This is a genomic window from Magnetococcales bacterium (assembly GCA_015231925.1).
Lineage (GTDB): Bacteria > Pseudomonadota > Magnetococcia > Magnetococcales > JADGAQ01 > JADGAQ01.
In genome coordinates this window covers 1-4,160 of sequence record JADGAQ010000276.1, presented here as the reverse complement: position 1 = coordinate 4,160, position 4,160 = coordinate 1, and the positions used below count along the sequence as shown (strand labels likewise).

The 4,160-nt window shown below is 58.9% G+C and carries 5 protein-coding genes; 3 read left to right on the top strand and 2 right to left on the bottom strand.

The window, feature by feature from the left end; all coding sequences use genetic code 11:
• Window positions 1–94: 94 nt before the first annotated feature.
• Window positions 95–757, bottom strand: coding sequence for an OmpA family protein (locus HQL56_18625; GenBank protein MBF0311531.1), 663 nt, complete (start codon window positions 755–757; stop codon window positions 95–97).
• 59 nt (window positions 758–816) lie between these two features.
• Window positions 817–1,263, bottom strand: a complete 447-nt coding sequence (locus HQL56_18620) for a FecR domain-containing protein (GenBank protein MBF0311530.1) — start codon at window positions 1,261–1,263, stop codon at window positions 817–819.
• Window positions 1,264–2,030: 767 nt separating this feature from the next.
• Between HQL56_18620 and HQL56_18615 the strand changes: the two genes are divergently transcribed.
• From HQL56_18615 to HQL56_18605, 3 genes are read left to right on the top strand one after another with little or no spacing between them, the layout of a single operon-like run.
• Entirely contained in the window at window positions 2,031–3,179 is a 1,149-nt protein-coding gene (locus tag HQL56_18615) for a cytochrome b/b6 domain-containing protein (GenBank protein ID MBF0311529.1), read from the top strand.
• Window positions 3,180–3,205: 26 nt separating this feature from the next.
• A complete protein-coding gene (locus HQL56_18610) occupies window positions 3,206–3,577 on the top strand; it encodes a DUF1924 domain-containing protein (protein ID MBF0311528.1) in 372 nt (123 codons plus the stop codon).
• 9 nt (window positions 3,578–3,586) lie between these two features.
• Complete coding sequence (locus tag HQL56_18605; GenBank protein MBF0311527.1) at window positions 3,587–4,078, top strand: cytochrome C; 492 nt, start codon at window positions 3,587–3,589, stop codon at window positions 4,076–4,078.
• Window positions 4,079–4,160: the final 82 nt, after the last annotated feature.

Below are 4,160 nucleotides of genomic sequence, written 5' to 3'. Positions count from 1 at the left end.
GTCAAAGGATAGAACATTTTCTTTTTTTGATACTTAAAAGATAACATATTGAAAGACAAATAGAGAGCCACTTGCATGGCTCTTTATCGGAGTTTTATCGCACCGTGGCCTGCACCCTGCGGTTGCGCGGTTCGGGCACGTTGTCTTCCGTCGGCACCAGCGGATTGCTCTCCCCGTGCGAAGTCACCGTGACGTTCTGCGAGGCCACGCCATGGTCCACGAAGATCTGTTTGACCGCCTCCGCCCGTTTGAAGGCCAACTGGTAGTTGGTCTGATCGTTGCCCACCCGGTCCGTATGGCCGATGATGGCGATTTCCGGTGCGGCCCGCCCCGACATGTTGGCCAGGATCTGCGGAATGGACTGTTCCGATTCCGGCGTCAACTTGTCGGTGCCGGCCATGAAATAGAGGATGAAATCCATGGGCGGCATCGGCGCTGCCGCCAGCACCTCCCGGAAAGTCTTCTCCACCTCCGCCACATTCATCTGCACCGGATGGGACAAGACCTTGCCGCGCTGGTCGATGCCTCCCGCCATGCCCGCCTGATCCAGCACCTGCTCTCCCGCACCCCCCTTGAAGATCACCTTGCCCACCTTGCCGTCGAAGCCTTCCATCAACACCACGTAACTCTTGGGCTTGGCGGGTATCCAACATTGCTGCTTCACACAGGAAGAGCAGTTCTCGGTCACGCCACACATCAATGCTAATACGCATACGGCAATGATGGCGTGATAGACGGTGCGGGAAAGGGAATCCATCTCAATCGTCTCCGGAAAATGCGGGGCAAAGGTGGCGCACAGCGCCGGTAACGAGCGGACTATTCGTCGATCTTGATCAGAAACCGGGTACCGCGAACCCCGATGGTACCCACCGGCGTATTCACCGAAACCGACTCCGGCTTCAACTTGGCCATGTTGCCGGATACGAACTGCAAGCTCCCCTTGGTCAGCCGCGAGGCGAAGCCCAGTTGATTCTGCGCCGGCTGGTAGGCGAAGGTGTCGATGACATACTCCGTATCCGCGCCGATGGTCACCATGGTGTTGTCCACGAAGGTCACCCCCACCGCGCCGTCCGCGCCGGTCTTGAGGGTGTCGTTCATGTAGATGGGGCCTCCCAGCGCCGCAGCCTCCTGCCCCCCGGCGCGGTGGATGGTGGCATTGCCCTTCACCGATTTGATGTTGCCGATCACCTCCGAGTCCGCCGCTACCGAACCCGCCAGCAGGAGAGAAAGCCCAAAAAAGAGTGCCGATCGAACCCTGGACATGACAAACCTCCCGCACTTTCCGTTGCAATCACCGGTCACCCAACATACCGTAGCGGTATTCTGGCAAAAGAAATCACCGAGGTCCAGTTCTCACGAGACCCCCCATTCGCTTCCCCCTTGCCGGATCCCCCCGCGCCCCTTTCTCAAGAATTTTCTTCCCATTACCTGGACAGCGCCTTCGATTTGATGTACACAAGAGACTCATGTGGATGCCACGATCGCGCGGCCGGGTCAACAACCCCGCCGGCCAGGATCCGGGAGCTGCGGCCCCCGGGAAGCTGGTGATGTCGTGCGAAAGGGTACCCCGAGGAATAGTCGTTCGATGCGGCAGGATGCCGCGGGGAGTCTTTCCCCCTCCAGGGAGAGGCTCGCGGCGCAAGGATGCGCCGCCCCTAGACCCCGTCGCCACACACAGGCGACGGGGTTTTTTATGTTCTGACTTTCAATATTTTATCTTTTAAATATCAAAAAAAGGAAATATTCTGTCCTTTGACGTTTTTTTTCTGTCTTTAATATATTTTTTAGATATATTTTAATAATATTTAGATAATGTTACGACCCTAAAAAAGAATAAAATAAAAGTCAAAGGATAGAACATTTCCTTTTTTTTGATACTTAAGGGATTAAATATTTAAAGTCAAAGTCTATCACGGCTCGGTCGCGGAAATTTTGCAACTCCCTCGCCAGGGGCTCCCTTTCTTCATTTTCCATTCATCCTGACCCGTTATTCTCCCGTTCCAGTTCAGCCGTTTGCCGGGAGACTGTTGATGAACACCACACCCGTTTGGGATCTGCCGACGCGCCTCTTCCACTGGTCTCTGGTGGTTGCCGTGGCCGTGGCCTGGTTCACCCACGAAAGCGCCGTCTTCCTGCCCCTGCACGTTCTGTCCGGGTCGGTGGCGGGCGGATTGGTGCTGTTTCGCCTCTACTGGGGCTTCTTCGGCAACGGCCACGCCCGCTTCGCCGATTTCATCCATTCCCCCCGCGCCGTCTTCGACTATCTGCTCGGGGTGATGCGCCTCCGCCCGCCCCGTTACCTGGGCCACAATCCCCCCGGAAGCTGGGCCATTCTGCTCATGCTGGGCCTGGTGGGCCTTCTGGTCGCAACAGGATTCCTGGTTCTGGGCGCATCCGATCGACAGGGCCCTCTGGCGGGATGGTTCTCTTTCGCCTGGGGCCGGAGCTTCAAGGAGATTCACGAAACCCTGGCCTTCACGCTGCTCGCCATCGTGGCCCTTCATATCCTCGGCGTGCTGGTGGAGAGCCTGCTGCATCGGGAAAACCTGATTACCGCCATGATTCACGGGCGCAAACCCCTGCACGGCCAGAGCCCTGCTCCCGCCGTGGTTCCCGGAGCGCGTTGGGGCGCGGTGTTGTTGGCGGCGGCGCTGCTGCTGCCGGTGTTGCTCTGGTTTCCCCGTCCGGGGGGAGTGGTCGGCGGCAAACCCGCGCCCTTCTTCGTCGGTGCGCCCCTTGCTCAAAACGCCCTGTGGGACAAGGAGTGCGGCGATTGTCATCTGGCTTATCATCCCAGCCTGCTGCCCGCCGCCTCCTGGAAGCCTCTGATGGATCGCAGCCACTTCAACGAGGATCTGGATCTGGACGAGGCGGTTACGGCGCAACTGTTGGCCTTCGCCGAAGCCAACGCCGCCGAGAGGCAACTCACCAAGGCTTCTTATAACATGCTGCGCAGTCTGCAAAAAACCGGGGTCGGCCAGGTGATGCGCATCACCGAAACCCCGTATTGGAAACGCAAGCACCGCAACATTGCCGACGCGGTATTCAAGGACATCCGGGTGGGCAGTCGGTTGAAGTGCGAAGCGTGTCATCAGGACGCCCGCGAGGGCACTTTTCAAGGTGGGGCCATGGCCATTCCTTCGGGGTCGGCGCTGGCTGGCAAGGAGAATAAATCATGAGCAAGCGATTTTGGGTATTGGGTGTGATGGTGTTGTTTTCCGCCGCAGCGGTTCAGGCGGCGGCGGTGGACGATCTTCTCAAGGATTACCGGGCGGCGGGGGTGGCCGCTTTCGACGCCAAAGCCGGGGAGAGCTTCTGGAAGGCCAACCACGGCAAGGATGACAAGGGGCGCGAGCGCAGTTGCCAGGCCTGTCACGGTACCGATTTGCGCAAGCCCGGCACCCATCAGGAGACGGGCAAGGTCATCGACGCCATGGCGCCGAGTGTCAATGCGGAGCGGTTGATCGATACGGCCAAGATCGAGAAGTGGTTCAAGCGCAACTGCAAAACCGTTCTGGAGCGCGAATGCACCCTTCAGGAGAAGGGCAACGTTTTGATGTATCTGCGTCAGCAATAGGGGGCGGTGATGAGACGATTGGCGGTGTTGGCGGTGGCGTTGTTGTTGACGGGCGGGGCGTGGGCGAGCGACAAAGCCGATGAGGGGGGCAAGAAGGGTGGGGGTGCGGCGCGGGTTCCGGATACGCGCTATGTCAAGGAGTGCGGCTCGTGTCATGTGCCGTATCCGCCGCACACCTTATCGCCGTTGGGCTGGCAGAAGCTGATGGGCAATTTGGCCAACCATTTCGGTGACAATGCCGAGTTGGCGGATGCGGATCGGATGCCGTTGACGTCGTATCTGATGCAGAACGCCAGTCGGGGCAAGGGTATTGACGAGGTGACGCGGATTACGGAGTTGGCGGGATTCACAAAGGAGCATAACAAGATTCCCGCCCGACTGGTGAAGGACAATCCGGGGGTGAAGTCGCTGGCGCAGTGTCAGGCCTGTCATCCCCGAGCGGCGCAATGGGCTTTCGGGGAGCGGGAGATCGTCATTCCCGGCCATGGCCGCTGGGAATAAATAGCCTTTGCCTTTCAGTCCTCCAAGAAAATACCGGGGTCCGGGGGGGATTATCCCCCCCGGCGGGTCCAGGGCAGCGCCC